Raw genomic sequence first — 18621 nt, forward strand, 5'->3', positions numbered from 1 at the left:
GGCGATCACAATCTTGAGTGTGCGCGACATGTACACGTCATACTTCGGGTGTCACCCACTTAGATATTCTGGATGGACTGCTAGAAATGAAGAACGGTCACAAATACAGATCGGTCGTGTGTGATCAGGCGGTATCGATCAACGAGGCGATCTCCTCGCGGACAATTGTTCCACAGTACGAACAGCGAACCGCATCCTCGAGTACTTCGAAGCGAGACGTTACGGGCTCGTTACCGGTCGTGATACAGCCATCGTTCGGGCAGGAGAGAACGTCGACGACGACCTCCGGCCGTTCGACGCGGTGTTTCTCGACGACCTCGTAGTCCCGAACGATATTGATCGTCGCCTCGGGTGCGATCAGTGAGAGGACATCGACTTCGTCCTGGCTCAACTCTCGGTCCTCGACCTTGACGATGTCTTTGCGCGCGAACCGATTCGAGGGAACGTTCATCCCGACAGACAGTTCCTCGCCCCTGCTCCCGTCGATGCCCAAAATCGCGAGAACGTTCAGTGCCTGCCCGCCGCGCACGTGGTCGATAACGGTGCCGTCCCGAATCTTGCTGACGCGCAGTTCGTGATCCGCGTTCCCGTCGTGGTGGTCGTGATCGTCACTCATCGGTGTCACCTCCGTCGTTGCTCAACAGCAGATCAAGCAGCGCCATCCGCACCGGGACACCGTTGTGGGCCTGCTCGAAGTACGCGGCGTGCTCGGTGCCGTCGATTTCGGGCGCGATTTCGTCGACGCGTGGCAGCGGGTGCATGATCGTCAAATCGTCGCTCGCCGCCTCGAGAAGGTCCTCGTCGATCTGGTACTCGCCGGCAACCTTCTGGTACTCGTCTTCGTCCGGGAAACGCTCGCGCTGGATTCGCGTCACGTAGAGCACGTCGAGCGAGGGGAGGATCTCCTCGAGCGTCTCGTGTTCGCGGACCTGGGCGTCCTGTTCTTGATGGAGGTCGTAGATGACCTCTCGCGGAAGTTGTAGGCTCTCAGGGCTGATGAAGTGCTGGCGCGCATCGAAGTTTGTCAGCGCGTGGGCCAGCGAGTGAACCGTTCGGCCGTACTTCAGATCGCCCATGATGCCGATGGTGAGGTCGTCGAGACCCGCGTTCTCTCGGATCGTATAGAGATCGAGCATCGTCTGTGTCGGGTGATGTCCCGCCCCGTCGCCGGCGTTCAACAGCGGCACGTCGACGTATTCGCTTGCCATCTTCGCGGCCCCCTGTTTGGGATGGCGCAAGACGAGCGCATCGGCGTAGCCTTCGATGACGCGGACCGTATCAGCCAGCGTCTCGCCTTTCTTGACACTCGAGGATTCAACCGAGCCCATGTCGACGACGTCGCCACCGAGGCGTTTCATTGCGGTTTCGAAGCTCATCTTCGTTCGCGTGCTCGGTTCGAAAAAGAGCAATCCGAGCAACGATCCCGCGTGGCGGTCGGCGACGGCGGCGCGGTCAGCGTCGATTTCGGCCGCCCGGTCGAGGATGGTCTCGATATCCGCCCGCGAGAGTTGTTTGCTCGTGATGAGGTGATCGTGACGCATTCGTTTGTGTACGCTCTCGGGACCCCCTTGAATCCCTCCATTCACCGTGGTCGTCTACGGCAATTGATCCCGATCCGTCACACTCTAATCTGAATAATACCTGTTTAGATGTTCGAAAGTATTATCTTAACACCTATGTGTTCAATAAAATGACATGTATAAAGAGTTCACCTCTGAAGAGGAGCGTGGACGGCTGATAGCCCGTCTCCGTCCTGATAGTTTCGGACGGTTATTCGGAAAAATGGCTGTTGCGGGTGCTAGTTCGTTTATGCTCTCGTTCTTTTCGATTTTCGCTTGGGCAATAGTGTACAACCCTCCAGATGGAGCGTCGCTTCCGCTTCCGATCACCGTTGTAGGGATTGGCTCATGGGCTTGCTTAGTTGTCTCATTATTCGGTTACGTAATCTGGGCGTCCCAGCAAATCCGGAAACATCCACATGATTCAGAATTATATGAGAAGCGAAAGCGCTTGATGCATTTGGCTCTTGGATTCGGGATACTCACTCTACTGGCACCTATTGGAATCCTATTTGGCGGTATCAGGACATCTTGAGGTCATTTAGTATGGTGCTCAGCCGGAAGTAAGAAAATCAGAAATACCGGGAAATTCCTTCGTTTCGGGATGGAAACTGCCAACCATGGATGACCGGATGTCGATGCTAGACCCGCTGAGGCGGTCGTATTCTGACACAGCCGTAACGGATCCGCTGCCTCAGTCGTTCAAACTCTAATCTGAACAGCGCCCGAAGTACGAAGGCAAAGAATTATGCGGGCACTGTGGCAAGTCGCCACCGTATGGAGAATCGGTTGGAGACCGGAATCGACGTACTCGACCGGAAACTTGACGGCGGCTTGCCCCCGGGCTGTGTTATCTCGTATACGGCGATTCCAGCCAGCCAGTCCGAACTGCTGCTGTACGAACTCACTGCCGCGCGTGGGACACTGTACATCACCACTGAGCGCTCGAAGCCCGTCCTCAAACGTGCCCTCGAGGATTCGCCGTCCTCTATCGGCTCCCCAACGATTCGTCACGTCACGGGTGACGACCCACTCGAGGAGGCACGCCAACTCGTTGCCGCCCTTCCCGAAGGTGCGAACCTCATCATCGACACGATGGACGTCTTAGAACGTGCACCGATGGACGACTACGTCTCCTTTCTGAACGACCTCAAGACGCGGATGGTCGAAACCGGCTCCGTCGCCGTTTTGCACTGCCTCGAGAGTGAGTCTCAACCTGAGAACCGGGCGCGGACCCACCACGCCGCCGACGCGGTCTTTACCCTCCAAACGGCGGTCACTGGCACCGAACTCGAGAATCGACTAACGATTCCGAAGTTCCGCAACGGCGGCCAGCCAACCGAGTCGATCAAACTCGAGTTGACGGAGGAAGTCCAGATCGACACGAGCCGAGATATTGCCTGAGACGGGCGGTCCGAACGTGTGAAACGGGCAGTGCGCTGGTGCCGAATTTATTATAGGAGTGGACTCTCAGGTAGTCATGTATATCCCGCTATGGCACACTCACAACACCCACCCGCGACGGAGCCGCCGCTGCAACGGCTTTTTGATACCGTTCCGTCCCCAATCAGGCTCCTGATCCAGTACGCACTCGTCGGTGCAGTCCTCGCGACGCTCACCATCGCGTTCGCTGCGGTCCTCGATATAACCTGGGCGGCCCATTTCGTCCCACCGTGGTTCGGGAACTGACTTCGGCGGCCGCCTGTCACTATTTTGAGGTCGGCAAAACCGCTCTACGCGTCGCTCTCGAGCATGCTGAAGTAAGTAACGGATTGAAAAACGGAGCCGACGTTACTCTTCGGCGCCTTCGAGTTCTTCGACGATTTCGTCAGCATCGACGTCGGCGTCCTCGAGGGCTGCCTCGATGTCGCCGCCGCCCATGCCACCCATGCCGCCCATCATACCGCCCATGCCCATACCGTCGAGGACTTCCTGGACGATGACGCGGTCGATGTCGACCTTGCCCATGATGTCCTGAGCGATCTGCTGTTTGCCCATCATCCACTGCTGGTTCATCGTCATCTGCGGCGTGGCCTCGAGATAGAGCGTCTCTTTCTCGACGAGTTCGGTTTCGAACTCGGGTTCGGCATCCTCGTCTTCGTCGTCTTCGTCGGGCTCGACTGGGACTTCTTCTTCGACTTCGTCCGTTTCGATCCAGAGGTCGGGTTCCATCCCGAGGTACATCTCGAACAGACCGGCGGCTTTCTGCTCGCGGTCGTCGACCTCGCCGAGGATTTCGTACTCGTACTCGACGTCTTCACCGGCGAGTGGGTGGTTGAAGTCCACGCGTGCACGGCCGCCGATGATGGTGCTGATGTAACCCTGCTGGCCGTCGACCTGGACGTTTGCGCCAGGGTAGCGGTCATCCTCGTCGATCTTCTCGGCGCTGACGGTCTGGACGTCGTCAGGATCGTACTCGCCGAAGGCATCTTCGGCGGCGATCGTCACGGAGCCCTCGTCACCGGCTTCGGAGCCAGTGATGGCTTCTTCGACGCCTTCGAAGATGTGACCCTCTCCGAGCACGATCGTGCGCGGTTTGAACTCCTGGCCCTGATCATCGACGCCTTCTTCCTCGGCGACTTCAGGGTCGGTCGTATCGACTAACTGGTCGCCATCGGCCGTGTACGCGGTGTACTCGAGTTCGACGAAATCGCCGTTCTGGAGTCCGTCAGCGTCTTCATCAACATCCTCTGCAACGTCATCGGCCTGTTCTGCAGGCTCGGCTTCCTGTTCCTCGGTCATACGTTGTACGTCCCGCCGTCTACATTTAAGTACGACGCTTTGGCCCGAGAGGACCGGTACTTACACCTGGTCGCTCGCACTCGAGTCACACATGTACGAGGTCGAAGTCAAGGTGCCAGCCGATCTCGAGGCCGTTCGCGAGCGCCTCGAGGGGCTCGACGCTGAACACGAACATACGGTCGTGCAAGCCGATACCTACTACGACGCGCCGCATCGCTCGTTTCCCGACACCGACGAGGCGCTTCGCATTCGTCGAGAATCGACACCAGACATGGACGAATCTGAGAGCCGCGTGACGTACAAAGGGCCGCTGCTTGACGACGAATCGAAGAGTCGCGAGGAACACGAGACTGGCGTTGCAGACGGTGAGACGATGGATGCTGTTTTGACGAATCTCGGCTTCGACCCGGCCGCCACGGTGCGAAAGGAACGCGAGCATTTTCATCTCACACTCGAGGCCCACGACTTTCCCTACACGATCACGCTCGACAGCGTCGACGACGTTGGCGAGTTCGTTGAGGTCGAAACCGACGTTGAAACCGAACGTGAACTCGAGCCCGCACGCGAGGGCGCATACGCCGTCCTCGAGGAACTCGACCTCGAGCCGGATGACCAGCTTCGAACGTCCTATCTCGGGCTCTTGCTCGAGTCCTGACCGGTCAGCCACAAGAATCAATTACTATGGCGCATTTTCAAACGCAAATCTGTTTCCGCAAGTTATAGAACCACGGTCTGCCAAGACCCGGTAATGAGCGAGCGGAACATTCGGGTCGAGCCAATCGACCGTCAGGCAGTCGAAGACCAGGAGGTCGAAATCGTTGAGCGAAAAGGAATCGGGCACCCGGACTCGATCTGTGACGGCGTCGCCGAAAGCGTCGCCGGCGCACTGGCCCGCGAGTATCTGGACCGAATCGGTAAGGTGCTTCACTTTAACACAGACGAAACGCAACTCGTCGCCGGTGAGGCCGCCCCTGCATTCGGCGGTGGCGAGGTCGTCGATCCCATCTATCTGCTGATCGTCGGCCGTGCGACCAAACGCTACGAGGGCGAACTCTTCCCCGCAGAGACTATCGCGCTGCGAGCCGCCCGCGACTATCTCGAGGAGACGATCCCACACCTGACCGTTGGCGAGGACATCGTCGTCGACGTGAAACTGGGCGAAGGAAGTGGCGACCTGCAGGATGTCTTCGGCGAGGACGAAGTCACCGTTCCGATGGCAAACGACACGAGTTTCGGTGTCGGCCACGCTCCACTGACCGAGACCGAGCAGATCGTCTCCGAAGCCGAGGCACGACTCAACGGCGAGTTCGCCGAGGAGAACCCGTATCTCGGACAGGACGTGAAGCTGATGGGCAAACGCGAAGGTGACACGATCGATGTCACCGTCGCCGCGGCGATGGTCGACCAGCACATTGCTGATATCGACGAGTACGCCGACGCCGTCGAATCGGTTCGCGAGTTCGTCGCCGATGTGGCGGCCGAACACACCGATCGCGAGGTCCACGTCCACGTTAACACCGCCGACGACTACGAGGACGGCTCGATCTACCTCACCGTCACCGGTACCTCCGCAGAACAGGGCGATGACGGCTCCGTTGGCCGCGGGAATCGTGCAAACGGCCTCATCACGCCAAATCGCTCGATGTCGATGGAAGCCACGAGCGGCAAGAACCCGGTCAACCACATCGGGAAGATCTACAACCTGCTCTCGACCGAAATCGCCGAAGAAGTCGTCAGCGAGGTCGACGGCATCCGCGACCTGCGCGTGCGCCTCCTCTCGCAAATCGGTCGCCCAATCGACCAGCCCCACGTCGCCGACGTTCATCTCGTCACCGAGGATGGTGTTTCCCTCGAGGACGTCCAGAGCGATGTCGAAGCAATCGTCGACGAGGAACTCGCCGACGTGACGAGCATTACGCGCCGCGTCATCGACGGCGAACTCTCGACGTTCTAATCCGATTTCCGCGCTGTTTCTGGTCTATACTGGCAGTCCCATAAGGTTCCAGTAGCGAAACACCCAGCACAACACGGCGAGTGCGAGGACGACTGCCGTGTAATGGATGCGACCGGCGACTCCCCAGTAGGACTCTCGCCACGCCTGAACAGCGTATCCTGCCGCGACAACTGTTGCAATCGCTGCGAGCATTGGGACTGTAAACGCAAGCGACAGGCCTGATGGCGGAGCGGTCATCAGCGACCCCCTCCCAAGAACTGAAAGCACGATCTCGAGGGCGAACAGCGCGATCACGACCCCGACGAGCAGCGCGCCTGCGCCTCCGGCTATGAGCCGAGCGCGATGGGGGGTGCTCGAGTCAGTCGGTGACGCACCCTCACCGCGAACCCGGCGAACGGCGGCGGCGAGCGGCCAGCCGAGGACTCCAGAGAGGACGACAAGTGCAGAGCCAAGCCCGAGCCCGACCTGCGTGTACAGGTCGTCGTACCACGATATGCGTGTGTATGTCCACACTGTGCTATCGGATGTGAAGTCGGTGATCTCGCCGTCTGTTTCGTGGAACACGATTGTTGCTTGGCCATCAACACGGCGGAACACCAGCGGCTCGAGTTCGACCCAGCGTGACTGGTTGCTCCCGTCTACAACTAGCGTGCCGTCATCGTCGATCCAGATGTCTACGCCCGGACTCGTTCCCGAGAACAGGGTCTTCTCGTACGTCGTGAGTTCGTGGGTCATAAACGCCCGATAGCTTCCCTCGAGTTCGTCGGCACGGTGGGGTTGCCCGTCGGGGGTCAGTTCTGTATCAGTCGTCGGGACGTACCGCTCGAGAAATTCGTCTTCGAACTCCGAGACGGCCAGTTCGGGCGCAGCGCCCTGAAACGAGACGAACAGTCCGAGATCGAGTTCAGGGATGAAAAGAAACTGGCTGTGATATCCCATTCCCCCGCCGCCGTGGTAGAGGAGGCGGATATCATCGCGTGTTCGCACGAAGAGTCCGAACGCCATCCGCTCGAGTTCTTCGTGTGGGGCAAACGACTGTTTGTGCATCGTCGTCGCGGCGTCTTCGGAGAGCATTCGCCCAGTGTCGGTCGCGCCGCCCTCGAGGTGGGCGAGCAGGAACTGGGCCATATCGCTTCCGGTCGACCACATTCCCGATGCGGGTTCCACATTCGAGTGAAACTGAAGATCTCGCCGAATCCCTTCGCGAGTTTCGTCATCGACGTGACTGGGGATGACATCGAACGTCGTTCGGTCCATGCCGAGCGGGTCGAAAATCGCGTCATCGACGTAGTCGGCGAATCGTATGTCAGCGACATCGGCGATCACCTGGCCAGTCAGTGCTGGTGCATAGTTCGTATACCCCATCACTTCACCGGGTGGTCGAAGACGACTCGGCTGATGGGTGCCAACCGATTCCGCAAGTGGCTGGCGGTCGTCGGGATTTTCGACAGTGTCGTTTCGCATCCGCGGCTCGAAGCCGGCGGTGTGTGTTGCCAGATGCGAGAGCGTGATCGGCTCGTCGAACGTCTCCGGAACTGACACGGACTCGAGGTACTGATTCACGTCCGCGTCGGGATCAATCGCATCGTCATCGATGAGGCGCATCGCCGCGGTGTACGTGGCAGCCTTCGAGACCGACCCCGTGTGGACTGGCGTTTCGTCCGGGGTGACCGCCCGCCCGTCGAACGACGTTTCCCCGTAGCCGCGCTCGAGCGCGACAGCACCGTCGTGGACGACGGAGACGACGGCACCCGACACGTTGTGCGCCTGGAGTGCCGAGTCGATCGCATCGTCGACGAACGACTCGAGGTCGTCCCCGACGGGATCTGGCGGTTCGTCGGGAGTCGCTTGCACGGAAGCCGGCACACGACTGGCTGCGGCCGTCACGCCCACTGCGGTGGCTCCTGCAAGGACGCCCCGCCGTGAGTAGGAGGTGGGCATTGCAGGTCAAACTATCCACTGGGATAACATATTCTGACTGAAACACCGATAACTGTCCGCTAGCCGAAATGATTTTGAGAGTCCAGTTGAAGTTCTAGCACACAGTTCAACTGAATGACTAGTGGTGACACAAGACAGTGAGTGGCAACTGTTCCATCGGACCGACTCGGCTACTCAACGACCGATGTAAGACTCAAAAGAGCCAGTCGTAGCCCTCGAGGAGGGCCTGCCGTCCGTTGGTGTCGATAATCTCGCCGTGGCCGGGGATGACGCGGTCGAACTCCCAGGCCAGAATAGCTCGAATCGAACGCCTGAACGTGGCCTCGTTCGCAATCGTCAGTCGAAGTTCGACCGGCGGCCCGAGCTGGTTACGGACGCGGAGCGCTCGAGCGATAAGACGCGTTCGGAGCGGGCTGTCGTCGCCGATGTGAAAGCCGATATCGCCGAGAATCAGTGTTCGACTCGGTCGGTGAAAGAATGCGACTTCGGTGAGCCAGCGATGGCCGGCGACGACCACCTGATCGATGTCGGTCCCCCAGCGCGGATCTGGCGTGCCACCCAACACGTGATCGAATTGGAGATCAGTCCGGCGCGCGGCGAGGCCGGGGGCAGCCAGCAGTTCGACATCTGGGTAGGCCGCTCGGTACTGTTCCATGTACAGATGGCCGTGGAGTTTGCTCGCCGGAGCGACGAACCGAACCTCGCCGAGGTCGTCGAACGCGGCTTTCAGTTCGGGCGTCAGTTCGGCTGGCGACTGGACGAACAGCTCGCCGCTCGAGAGCCGAATCACGGTCATGATCCGGCCGAGTTCGACGGTGCAAAACTCGAGTGGCTCTGCGTACGTCCACAGCTGTGGTCCCTGTTGCTCGAGCATACTCGAACCTCACTGTGACGACATATATACGCCTGCCCCGGCCTCGAGTGGGTGGGAACCAAGGAGACGAGACGTCAGGATAGGGTTCGACTGGTGGCGTCTCGGCTCGTAACCCCCTTATAGCCCGAACCATCTATCCATGGCCATGCACCCGCCGGGAGCCGACACCGTCCTCATTCGCCATGGCGACCTGAACACGAAGAGCAACCGGGTCAAACGCCAGATGGAGGGCCTCCTCATCGAGAATCTCGAGGCGCTGCTCGAGGACCGGTCGATCCCTGGCGAGGTCGAACGACGCTGGAACCGACCGCTGATCCACACCGACGAAGATGCCATTGCGGAGGCGACCGCGGCCGCGGCGGACGCCTTTGGCGTCGTCTCGGTGAGCCCGTGTGTGACGACCAGCATTGAGAAAGCCCAGATTCTCGAGGCGCTCGAGTCGATGGCGCGCGAGTGCTACGACGGCGGCACATTCGCGGTTGATGCCCGGCGGGCGGACAAAACGCTCCCCTACACGAGCGAGGACTTGGCGCGCGAGGGCGGGACAACTATCTGGGAGGCCGTCGAAGACGAGTTCGAACCCGAAGTTGACCTTGACGATCCTGACCTCACGTTCGGAATTGAGGTTCGCGAGGATATTTCGTTTCTCTCCCTCGAGACCGTTACCGGACCCGGTGGGCTTCCGCTTGGCGCGCAAGAACCCGTCATCGCGCTGATCAGCGGCGGCATCGACTCGCCGGTGGCAGCCTACGAGATGATGCGCCGCGGCAGCCCAATCATCCCAGTCTACGTCGACCTCGGGGCCTACGGCGGTATCGACCACGAGGCGCGTGCAATGGAGACAGTGCAGACGCTCTCACAATACGCGCCAAACTTCGATATGCCGGTGTACAAGGTACCGGGCGGAGAACTCGTCGACTTGCTCGTCACCGAAATGGAACAGGGCCGGATGCTCTCGCTGCGGCGATTCTTCTACCGCACCGCCGAGGTACTTGCCGGACGCGTCGACGCCCACGGAATCGTCACGGGCGAAGCGGTCGGGCAGAAATCGAGTCAGACGATGCAAAATCTCGCGGTGACCAGCCGCGCCACCAGGCTTCCGATTCACCGCCCGCTGCTCACTCGCGACAAACAGGAAATCGTTGCGCAGGCACGCGAAATCGACACCTACACGCAGTCGACGATTAACGCCGGCTGCAATCGCGTCGCTCCCGATCAGGTCGAGACCAACGCTCGACTCAAACAGCTACTCGAGTACGAACCCGACGACCTGCTCGAGCGCGCCGAGGCGGTCGCAAGCGATGCGGAACTCGTTGAGCCTTAGCAGAGTACGTCTAGAACGTTCGGAACTTTTGCTCAAAAAGTATTACTTGAACGCTTTTTGGTGGTAATTCAAAGGAAATCCGTAGGCAAACATCGGGCAACAACAGGTTTCGAACCTTTGATATCTCTTAACAGGTGTTTATGCTGCTGTAATGTGGTTTGTTCAGCTCATGTTTTTAATTCGATGACCTAAATAATATAAATACTAATTAGTATAGGTGAGAATATATGAGTTAATCCTGTACAGTCACCCATGCAGATCGATTGGACCGGAATTGACCACGTAACGAAGGTCGATCCGGAAAAAGCAATGCCGTCGAATTCGGAATCGCTGCTCACTGCAACGGACCTCGTGATAGTCGGTGGCTCTGACGGTGTCACCGAGAAAAATGCCATGGCGACCATCGAGGCGGTTCGCGACGCCGTGCCAGATGTACCAATATTCCAGGAGCCCTTTCGCTCAGATCAGGTGTCAATGGATACGATCAACGCCGTCGACGTTCTCTCGATTGCAGCCGTCTATAACGGCGACCGTGATCACTTCGTCGGCAAGCACCTCTCGATGTACTCCGAGTTAGCGAGCAAGCCGTCCTCGCTACTTGGAACGAATCTCCCGATTGTTGGTAACGTAATTGAATCGAAGGGCGAGACGGTTCTTGAAAATGTTACTGAGAAAATCGTTGGTGAGGGCTACGTAATTCAGAACGTCGATTCGGCCGCAGCCACTACTAGTGGGGTAACGGAACCGCTTACGACCGAGGAGGTCGCAGGCGCTGCCCTCGCTACCGAGACGTTCTACGACTTCCCCATCTTTTACGTCGAGTACTCCGGGACCTACGGCGGCTCCGAGGATGTCACAGCCGCGGCGAACCACCTTGATGAAACCGTCCTCCTCTACGGCGGCGGCATCGACTCCGCAGCCAAGACCGAAGAAATCATCAATGCAGGGGCGGACGCAATCGTCGTCGGTGACTGCTTCCACGACGACCCCGATAGCTTCCTCGAAACGATCCCTGAGTAAGTCCAAGAGTTGGCAGCATCACGAACCCGATGACCTGCTCGAGCGCGCCGAGGCGGTCGCAAGCGATGCGGAACTTGTTGAGCCTTAGCAGAGAATGTCTATAACGTTCGGCACCTCTGCTCGAAAAGCAGTATTTGAACGCCTTGCGGTGGCTTTCAAAAAAGTCCGTAGGCAAACATCGGGATAACAACGGTTCCCGAGCCTTTGAATGTCTTCTAATTCTCCGTTGAACAACTCGATAGTTGACATATATTGGCCGGTCGTGGTCAATACAGGTAACGCACGTATCGTTAAGTACAGAGGATGAACTGACCATCGAGAGGCTATGACCATATCACTCGTGTACCTGATTTTGTAGAACGCGGAAGGAGCGATTACATTGCTTTAGTCTGACTGAGTTTGTTCCGAACGAGGGTCGTCCGGGACGAACCAGGACGGAAAACCATCAGCGGGTGCTGATCGTTCTGCGTGAAACCGACCTCGTTCAAGAGCAAGTTTTAGCGTCACAAACAGCGCGTAAGGGAGCACCCCCGCCAGTGAGTCTGAAGAGATGAATTCTGCAATCAGCAGTCCGACGAAAAACACAGGAATCAACATCATGAGCCCACCCAAATAAATAAGGATAAAGCGGGCGGGTAACTCGAGTATGCTGTACGCTGACATCTCCTTGTATTTTTGCGGGCGAATGTAGATCCGATAAGTAGTAGCGATATGAATGGCGATAAATAATAACGCCGTTCCAAATAGTGATGGAGAGGTTAACACTGAAAAGTTTGCGAGGAATGCCTCAGGATTACCTACTGTGTGTCCTGGCATCCCTTCGCCCGGAGTTCTTTCCAGTAGTGCGGCTCCAAGCACGAAACTTGCAAGCACGATAAAGACACCCGTCGGGATGATTACTCGTAGATTCCGCGGATAGATCGGAGGAAGCGGACCAATCGTTCGAGGCGTATCACTCCAAAACTGATCTCCAAGGGGCTGGATAAGGATCTGCTGCTCCCGCTCTTCGTAGTGACTCCGTCGCTGGGCAAACAGAGCGCAACCGCAGTACACGAGCCACAATGCTACAATATCGACCCAGTAGAGCAGGAAAACAGCAGTATATCCCCAGCTGAATACGAAGTATCCGACGACCGGTAGCAAGTTGGCGAGGGCTATCGCGCCGAACTTGAAGTGGTCGCCCTCAGTTCGTTTCTTGTTCTCCATTCAAGCTATAATATAGACTGATGATTATGCTATCATATACTTTGATACATTCTGACGACGCTTCCAGTAAGAAGAGATCCTGTACTGATCGTTAGAGGGCCCGGTCGAGATTATGGACGATACACGCAAGGGCGAGTTCACGAAACTGCTTCTACCAGCGTCGAGAACGAACGAGGGTCGAAGTCCAAGGCGTCGATACCCGCAATACCGCTAGTTGGAAGCAGTGAAACAAAGAGAGTGAGAAGCACCCGCTAGACTGCCATATCGAGTCTATCGAACGCGTTGTACAGCGTTGACGTGGCAGGAAGTTCAGTGAGGGTGATCGCGTTTCGAATACGAGGAATTTCGATGAGTTCGTTAAGTGTTCGATAGGTCGTACTCTTCCGAACTTTGAGACGTAACAGAACAACGTGCTGATGAAGCGTGTACGCTGTTTCGAGTACTTTGAGGAATCTCGTGAGACTGCTTGCTGGGCAAATGAAATGCTTGCTCGGCAAATCGGAGCAATCGAGACTTTGGGAGAGTCTGCATCTAGACAAGCTTCCAACTGAATCTGTAACTCACTACAGATTCCAACAGAGTCGTCGAGCCGTAAGTCGATGGCACCCGAATGTCCTTCACGACGCCGGGTATAGGTAGATGGCATGGAGACGGCACTCGCCACTGCAGGTGCTGCGAACGGTGTCAACGCTCGAGGGCGGCCCACGGCGTCAGTACGTAATGACTTCGTAGCCGTCAGCAACGAGCGAGCGGATGCTCGGATGGCCTTCGTACTCGTCGAGTTGGTCAGCCGAACTGGCTTCGATTTCGTCGGCAACGTCGTAGGCGTTCGCACAGTAGTGACACGCCGACATAAGGTCGGTCAGCCCGGCGTAGAGGTCGTGATAGTCGTGGTTGTCGTCTTTGAGTTCGGGAACCCATTGCGTTCCCGCTCCATCAAAGATAATTTCGACGTCGTCACCTGCCTCGTCGAACTCCTGGGCGGTCTGGAGTGCGTTGACGACGCGGCCGAGTTCAGCGGGCGAGTCAGTACCGGCGAGTACGACGATAGCTGCGTCTGGCATACACCCTCCAGTTACGACGCCATCCTTCTCACCCTTGTGCGCTCGTGTGCCTGTCGCGCCAGACCGACTCGCTCGAGCACCGCTGCTCAGCAGCGAGCCGACCGGGGTGGCCGCCGATGACTGTCGTTCTCGACGGCGAAACGCTCACACCGGCAGACGTTGCGGCGGTCGCGCGAGATGACGAACGCGTCGAAATCGCCGACGCAGCCCGCGACCGCGTTCACACGTCCCGCGAGCGTGTCGAGGACGTTATCCAGAGTGGCGAAGCCGTCTATGGAATCAACACCGGCTTTGGCGAACTGGTCGACGAGCGGATTCCGCCCGAAAAGCGCGAGCAACTGCAGGTCAACCTGCTTCGGAGTCACGCGGCTGGTGCGGGGCGAGAACTTACGCGTGAGGAGGTCCGCGCGATGCTCGTCGCCCGAATCAATGCGCTCGTGAAGGGCTACTCCGGCGTCCGCGAACGGGTTGTAAACCATCTCGTGACCCTGTGTAACGAGGGCGTCCAGCCGGTTGTCTACTCTCGCGGGAGTCTTGGTGCGAGCGGCGATCTCGCCCCGCTTGCACACCTCTCGCTGGTGCTTATCGGCGAGGGTGAAGCCGACATCGACGCGACCGAGTCGACGGACTCCCCACGCCGCGTTTCCGGTCAAAGCGCCCTCGAGGAGATTGGCCTCGAGGCGCTCTCGCTCGAGCCAAAAGAAGGACTGGCGCTGATCAACGGGACGCAGTTGACGACGGGACTGGCAGCGCTTGCGGTGGTCGACGGCGAGCGTCTCGTCACTGCGGCTGACGCAGCGGGGGCACTGACGACGGAAACGACGCTCGGGACGACTGCCACATCCGAGTCAGCGATTCATGACGTTCGCCCACACGCGGGCCAGCAAGCGAGTGCGGCAAACGTCCGTGCGTTCACTGCAGGGAGCGACGTTGTCGAGGCTCACCGCAACTGTGATCGCGTGCAAGATGCCTACTCGCTGCGCTGTTTCCCGCAGGTTCACGGCGCGGTCCGAGACGCAATTGCACACCTGCGAGACGCTGTGGAAGTCGAACTCAACAGCGCAACCGATAATCCGCTCGTCTTTGCCGCTGACCGTGTCGATGACCGGGCATCGGGCACCGACCGCGCCGCCGTGCTCTCAGGCGGGAACTTCCACGGCACGCCGCTTGCCCTTCGCCTCGAGTATGTGCGACTCGCGCTTGCGGATCTGGCGGCGATCACGGAACGGCGCATCGACCGCCTTCTGAATCCGAATCTGCAGGAGTCACACCTTCCGCCGTTTCTTGCGACCGACAGCGGCGTCGAGTCGGGGTATATGATCGCCCAGTACACCGCCGCAGCGCTCTGTACTGAAATTCGATCACTTGGCCCGGCATCGACGGATAATACACCCGTCAGCGGCGGGCAGGAAGATCACGTTAGCATGAGTGCGCACTCGGCGCTGTACGTTCGGCGTGCCCTCGAGTCAGCACGCTGGGTCGTCGCCGCTGAACTCGTCTGTGGAACCGAGGCAGCCGACTATCTCGACGAGGCGTTCGATACCGACGAGTCGCTCTCACTCGGCACTGGCACGGCTGCCGCCCGCGATCTGGTCCGGGAGGTCGTCCCGCCACTTGCGGCGACCGGCGACCGGCCAGTGCGTCCCGATATTGAAGCCGTCGCTGCGTTGCTTGAGGACGGGCTTGTGACTGGGGCACTCGAGCAAGACACTGCGTGAGCGCCAGGGTGCACGGACAGGAACTGCGACGGGGACTCTCGAGGATGCTGTCACTCAGTTGTGCCGCCGCCCTCTTCGAAGAATTCGCTGAGAATCGATTTGAGGCCTTTTCGGAGGTGCTGGTGCATCGTCGGCGGTGAGACGTCCATCGCCTCGGCGATTTCCTCGCCCGTACTCTCGCGGGGCCAATCGAAGAAGCCGCCGTAGTATGCCAGTCGCAACGTCGTCAACTGCCGATCGGTGAGTTCATCGAGGATTCGATTTCGCCGTTCGGCGGCGGTTCGGACGGGGCGGTCGACCTCTCGGCGGGCGACGAGTTCCGTGTTTTCGTAGATCATCGCCAGTGCGTCGGCGACTTCCCGGACATCTGCACTCTGTGGCACGTCGACGAGGCAGGTTCCGACGCTGTCTTCGACCGTGATGTCGCGGATCGTTGCCCCGTGATTCGTGAGCATCCTCACGCCTGATTCAGCAAGGCGCATCTCGATCGTACACCGCTGGATGCCGTCATGAATCAGCCGACACTCCTCGATCGAGTCGTGGTTGCGAGCCTCCTCGAGAGCGGTTTCTCCTTCGAGACCCTCGACGGTGACGTACTGGAATGTTCGCCCGTTCGCGGTTGCGCCAGCCCACTCGAGTGAGCACGTACAGTCGTACTCTCTGGAGAGGTCGAACGAGAACGAGTCGCCACCGTCGATTCGGAACTCGAGTTCGACGACAGTGTCGGCAAGCAGCAACTGCCGATTCTTGACGGCCATAATGGTGAAGCCGATGGTTTCGCCGAGTAGCTCGAACTCGGCTCTTTCACCCGGCGTAAACGCGTCTTTCCGACTTGCGAGGACCGTGAGTACGCCGTAGGTAACGTCCTCGTAGGTGATCGGGACGGCAATTGCAGCCCGGACGTCGTTTTCGCGGGCGGCCGTCTGGAGGGGGGAGGGCAACGAGTCAGACTCAAGGATTCGATTCGTTATCTGTACGTCGCCCGTTCGTGCGGCACGTTCAACTGGGCGCTCGTGATCGACCTCGAGTTCGCGTACGCAGTCGAGATACATCTCAGCGTCGCCGGCTTCGATACGGTGGGTGAGCGTGTCGTTTCCAGTCCGCTCGACGATCCAGGCGCCACAGTAGAGCTCAGAGTCGACAAGCTGTTCGCAGACCTCCTGTTCGATCGTCTCTCGTGCTGGTGCTTCGACGAGGGTCTCGATGATCTGGTGGATAATCGCGTTGATTCGATTGAGCGTCTCGAGTTCGGATTGGCGCGACCGGAGTTGTCGCTCGCGTTGAGCGCGTTCGGTAATGTCTCGAGCCAGCCAGACGACTGCGCGGTGGCCATTGATGTGCTCATCCGTTGGGACAACTCGTGCTTCGAATCGCTGGCTGCCGTCGGTTGTCTCTCCTTTGTACTCGACAGTCTGAATCTCGTCTGTCTGAATCGCCTCGTCGATACAACGCTGTAGCTCCGTGGCAGTCGAATCGGGAAACACCTCGGTGAGGTGGGCCCCGATCATCTCCGCTGAGTCCATCGAGTACAACTCGGCGGACTCGGGTCGGAGTTGGGCCTCGAGATAGGTCCCGTTCTCGCTGATGACGAACGCTTCGTCCGGGAGTTCGTCGGCTAGAATCCGATGGTAGTCACGGTCGACTTCACCCGCTTCATCTTCGGTTGTGTCCGTCGCCGTCGAGACGGTCTCCAGAATTCGGTCGACTGCCTCGTCGCTCGTCGCCGGAACGTATTCATCAGCGTTCGTGCGGAGAGCAACGGTCGCTAGCCGTTCACTTCCGGTTGGCGGCGCAACGACAGTCGGGATCGATGCTGGTGCGGTTTCGACCGCTCTGAGGAGCGTCCGAAGTCGTTCCGGCGTCGTGAGTTCGAGGATGATCGCTGCTGGCGAGTGGTCGACGGGCGTGGTGTCATCATCGGCGACGAACAATCGCTTCGGATCGTCGTCCTCGAGTGTCGCTTTCGGTTGTAGGTCAGTACGACTCGTCGTGTTTTTGTCGCCGTTGGTCGAGGTGTCCTGATCGGTCACACGCTGTAGCCGGCCGGAATCAGTGTCATCGAACGCCAGTTCCGTGACTGGGATCAAGTGCACCGCTCGATCAGTCTCACGCTCGAGTGGAGTGTGGAGACGACTCTCACTGTCGCGCGACCTCGTCACGAGTACGATCGGTCCGCTGGTTAGTTTTGTTGTCATACCCACCGAGTAGTTCCCACCCACACGTGTCCGCGATGCCACTCCCCTTTCTACCCGAAACGGGCGATTGGAATAAAAAGATGGTGGTTCAATTGATCACTGGGGAAACTGTCTCTTCCGAGACAGTCTGCCAGTTGAGTACTATCGTTCCGTGAGACTGTTTGTGAGGAACTACTCTTACAGTTCGTTCTGGTCTTTCAGGTCCTCGATGATGTCGTCGACGAGCGGTTCGGGGTCGTCGTACGGGAACTCCCCGCCGGACGTCTTCGTGTTCAGTTCCATCGCCGTCATCGAGAAGTCACCGGCTTCAAACGTCGTTCCGGGACCATCCGGTAGGGCCGGGACGAGATCCATCGGACTCGAGATCGGGTAGTTAGCGCCTTCGAAGGCGTCGATCATCTGCTCGCGGAGGTCATCTTCAGCAGCCATTGTGCTTCACCATTACACACGATAAATAATAAATTTGTGGGTAGTTGGTGTTCTGTCTGGTCGTGGGGCTACTCGAGGGTTCCGTTGGTTCAGCATAACTGGCAGTGTCACTGCCGTTTCGCGCCGACATGTCAGGTAGTGGTCGAAACAGTAATTAATCATCGGTGTGGACTGTCTGGACATGGCCAAAGATACCGTCAGGTACCCCGACGCAGTCGTCGAGGAAATCGACGCACTCGTCGACGACGGTATGTTCGAGAGCAAATCCGAGTTCTATCGGTTCTCCGCGGAGTACGTGTTGACGCTCATCAACGCCGAACATGAGGTCGAGACGTTCAACTTCGACGAGATCAAATCCGAACTCGACATCTCTCGAGCGGACCACGCGAAAGCACTCGGCACCGACGGCGGCACCTTCTTCCTCGATGCCGTCATCACCGTCCGAAAGCACGGGCTTCGCGGCGACTATGAGGCTGCCGAGCGCTACATCGATACGCACTACGAATCTACCGATCAGGAGTGTATTATTCTCGAGGAGTTGCTCGGTACCTACCGCAGCGGACCGTCGACGTAAGAACACGTTCCGTTTGCTGTC

17 protein-coding genes and 1 pseudogene are annotated in these 18621 nt (G+C 58.6%); 8 read left to right on the top strand and 10 right to left on the bottom strand.

Annotation, left to right across the window (positions count from 1 at the left end):
• Positions 1–124 precede the first annotated feature (124 nt).
• Both pyrI and pyrB read right to left on the bottom strand, forming a co-directional pair.
• The gene (pyrI, locus tag G6M89_RS18635) at positions 125–616 is read right to left on the bottom strand and encodes an aspartate carbamoyltransferase regulatory subunit (RefSeq protein ID WP_165163411.1); all 492 of its coding nucleotides are present in this window, start codon (positions 614–616) and stop codon (positions 125–127) included.
• Positions 609–1541 (bottom strand): aspartate carbamoyltransferase, encoded by a 933-nt coding sequence (gene pyrB, locus G6M89_RS18640; protein WP_165163412.1) that lies wholly within the window; start codon positions 1539–1541, stop codon positions 609–611. Before pyrB ends, pyrI begins: the two co-directional genes overlap by 8 nt.
• Positions 1542–2336: 795 nt before the next feature.
• Here pyrB and G6M89_RS18645 point away from each other — a divergent pair.
• Together G6M89_RS18645 and G6M89_RS18650 are read left to right on the top strand one after the other, a co-directional pair.
• Complete coding sequence (locus tag G6M89_RS18645; protein ID WP_165163413.1) at positions 2337–2963, top strand: transcriptional regulator; 627 nt, start codon at positions 2337–2339, stop codon at positions 2961–2963.
• A gap of 90 nt (positions 2964–3053) precedes the next feature.
• The gene (locus tag G6M89_RS18650) at positions 3054–3248 is read left to right on the top strand and encodes a hypothetical protein (protein ID WP_165163414.1); all 195 of its coding nucleotides are present in this window, start codon (positions 3054–3056) and stop codon (positions 3246–3248) included.
• A 102-nt stretch (positions 3249–3350) separates the two neighbouring features.
• On the opposite strand, the gene G6M89_RS18655 is transcribed toward G6M89_RS18650, so the two are convergent.
• A complete protein-coding gene (locus tag G6M89_RS18655) occupies positions 3351–4301 on the bottom strand; it encodes a peptidylprolyl isomerase (RefSeq protein ID WP_165163415.1) in 951 nt (316 codons plus the stop codon).
• Positions 4302–4392: 91 nt separating this feature from the next.
• Here G6M89_RS18655 and cyaB point away from each other — a divergent pair, with 91 nt between their 5' ends.
• On the top strand, positions 4393–4956 hold the full coding sequence (cyaB, locus tag G6M89_RS18660; RefSeq protein WP_165163416.1) for a class IV adenylate cyclase: 564 nt from the start codon (positions 4393–4395) through the stop codon (positions 4954–4956).
• Positions 4957–5049: 93 nt separating this feature from the next.
• Complete coding sequence (locus G6M89_RS18665; protein WP_165163417.1) at positions 5050–6255, top strand: methionine adenosyltransferase; 1206 nt, start codon at positions 5050–5052, stop codon at positions 6253–6255.
• A 24-nt stretch (positions 6256–6279) separates the two neighbouring features.
• On the opposite strand, the gene G6M89_RS18670 is transcribed toward G6M89_RS18665, so the two are convergent.
• Together G6M89_RS18670 and G6M89_RS18675 are read right to left on the bottom strand one after the other, a co-directional pair.
• Positions 6280–8196: a serine hydrolase gene (locus G6M89_RS18670; protein WP_165163418.1), complete on the bottom strand. Its 1917-nt coding sequence runs from the start codon at positions 8194–8196 to the stop codon at positions 6280–6282.
• A 193-nt stretch (positions 8197–8389) separates the two neighbouring features.
• A complete protein-coding gene (locus G6M89_RS18675) occupies positions 8390–9070 on the bottom strand; it encodes a DUF4336 domain-containing protein (RefSeq protein ID WP_165163419.1) in 681 nt (226 codons plus the stop codon).
• A gap of 145 nt (positions 9071–9215) precedes the next feature.
• On the opposite strand from G6M89_RS18675, the gene G6M89_RS18680 reads away from it, so the two are divergent.
• Together G6M89_RS18680 and G6M89_RS18685 are read left to right on the top strand one after the other, a co-directional pair.
• On the top strand, positions 9216–10394 hold the full coding sequence (locus G6M89_RS18680; RefSeq protein ID WP_165163420.1) for a tRNA sulfurtransferase: 1179 nt from the start codon (positions 9216–9218) through the stop codon (positions 10392–10394).
• A gap of 252 nt (positions 10395–10646) precedes the next feature.
• Entirely contained in the window at positions 10647–11414 is a 768-nt protein-coding gene (locus G6M89_RS18685) for a heptaprenylglyceryl phosphate synthase (RefSeq protein ID WP_165163421.1), read from the top strand.
• 384 nt (positions 11415–11798) lie between these two features.
• Here the strand turns inward: G6M89_RS18685 and G6M89_RS18690 are convergent, their stop codons facing one another.
• From G6M89_RS18690 to G6M89_RS18700, 3 genes and pseudogenes are all read right to left on the bottom strand, one after another.
• Entirely contained in the window at positions 11799–12620 is an 822-nt protein-coding gene (locus G6M89_RS18690) for a DUF6498-containing protein (RefSeq protein WP_165163422.1), read from the bottom strand.
• Positions 12621–12796: 176 nt separating this feature from the next.
• A pseudogene (locus G6M89_RS18695) lies at positions 12797–13151 on the bottom strand (IS5/IS1182 family transposase); the annotation flags it as partial.
• A gap of 179 nt (positions 13152–13330) precedes the next feature.
• Positions 13331–13684, bottom strand: a complete 354-nt coding sequence (locus G6M89_RS18700) for a DsrE family protein (RefSeq protein WP_165163423.1) — start codon at positions 13682–13684, stop codon at positions 13331–13333.
• A gap of 116 nt (positions 13685–13800) precedes the next feature.
• On the opposite strand from G6M89_RS18700, the gene hutH reads away from it, so the two are divergent.
• Entirely contained in the window at positions 13801–15402 is a 1602-nt protein-coding gene (hutH, locus tag G6M89_RS18705; protein ID WP_165163424.1) for a histidine ammonia-lyase, read from the top strand.
• 50 nt (positions 15403–15452) lie between these two features.
• On the opposite strand, the gene G6M89_RS18710 is transcribed toward hutH, so the two are convergent.
• Positions 15453–17597 (bottom strand): bacterio-opsin activator domain-containing protein, encoded by a 2145-nt coding sequence (locus G6M89_RS18710; RefSeq protein WP_165163425.1) that lies wholly within the window; start codon positions 17595–17597, stop codon positions 15453–15455.
• A gap of 177 nt (positions 17598–17774) precedes the next feature.
• Positions 17775–18026, bottom strand: a complete 252-nt coding sequence (locus G6M89_RS18715) for an MTH865 family protein (protein ID WP_165163426.1) — start codon at positions 18024–18026, stop codon at positions 17775–17777.
• Between the two features lie 181 nt (positions 18027–18207).
• Between G6M89_RS18715 and G6M89_RS18720 the strand changes: the two genes are divergently transcribed.
• Entirely contained in the window at positions 18208–18600 is a 393-nt protein-coding gene (locus tag G6M89_RS18720; protein ID WP_165163427.1) for a CopG family transcriptional regulator, read from the top strand.
• Positions 18601–18621: the final 21 nt, after the last annotated feature.

Origin of the sequence: Natronolimnobius sp. AArcel1 (assembly GCF_011043775.1) — an archaeon.
In the GTDB taxonomy this organism is placed as follows: Archaea; Halobacteriota; Halobacteria; order Halobacteriales; family Natrialbaceae; genus Natronolimnobius.